Source organism: Vibrio sp. 378, assembly GCF_033339435.1.
Map to the genome: position 1 here is coordinate 1 of NZ_JAWOUO010000394.1, position 786 is coordinate 786.

General features: G+C 44.4%; 1 protein-coding gene and 1 pseudogene. One reads left to right on the forward strand and one right to left on the reverse strand.

Translation table 11 applies throughout. The features are described from left to right. On the forward strand, positions 1 to 510 hold a 510-nt coding region (gene phoU, locus R7Q48_RS26490), incomplete at its 5' end, for a phosphate signaling complex protein PhoU (protein ID WP_318133185.1). Between the two features lie 60 nt (positions 511 to 570). Here the strand turns inward: phoU and R7Q48_RS26495 are convergent. Then, positions 571 to 786 (reverse strand): annotated as a pseudogene (locus tag R7Q48_RS26495) (polyphosphate kinase 2); the annotation flags it as partial.

Sequence of the window (786 nt, forward strand, 5' to 3'; positions counted from 1 at the left end):
TCGATTGATGATGCGTGTACTCGCATCATCGCCAAACGTCAGCCGACTGCGAAAGATTTGCGCTTGATTATGGCGATCATCAAGACCATTACTGATCTTGAACGCATTGGGGATGTCGCGACACGCATTGCTTATGTCGCTATCGAAAGCCCGTCATCGAAAGAACGCCAATTCCAAGTTTCATTAGAACCTCTCTGCCGTCAGGCGATTCAAATGTTGCATCAGGTTTTGGATGCATTCGCTCGTATGGATGTTGAAGCTGCAGCAGAGGTTCACAAACTCGATGATAAGCTGGATGCCGAATACGAAGCGGTGATCCGTCAGCTCATGACTTACATGATGGAAGACCCAAAAAATATTCCGCATATTCTTCAGGTGATGTGGTCTGCTCGCGCTATTGAACGAGTAGGGGATCGTTGCCAAAACATTTGTGAATACATTATTTACTTTGTGAAAGGTAAGGACGTTCGTCACCTTGGTGATCAAAGCATTGATGATGTGTTGAAGTAACGCTTCATGTAAATGAAAAAGACCAGCGAACGCTGGTCTTTTGGATCTTAGAAGCCGAGATCAGTACTTATCCGGTACAAACGTTTGATCGTCTATTGGCGCTCTGACGTAGCCCTCTTTATTGATCTCTGGTAACTCAATTGGTGGGTACTCTAGCGCTTTGTATTCAATTTGACTGAGTAGATGACTAATGCAATTTAAGCGCGCTTTTTGTTTTGAATCTGAAGGTACAACCCACCAAGGACAGTTTTTAGTGTCGGTGTAAGCGAACATCTT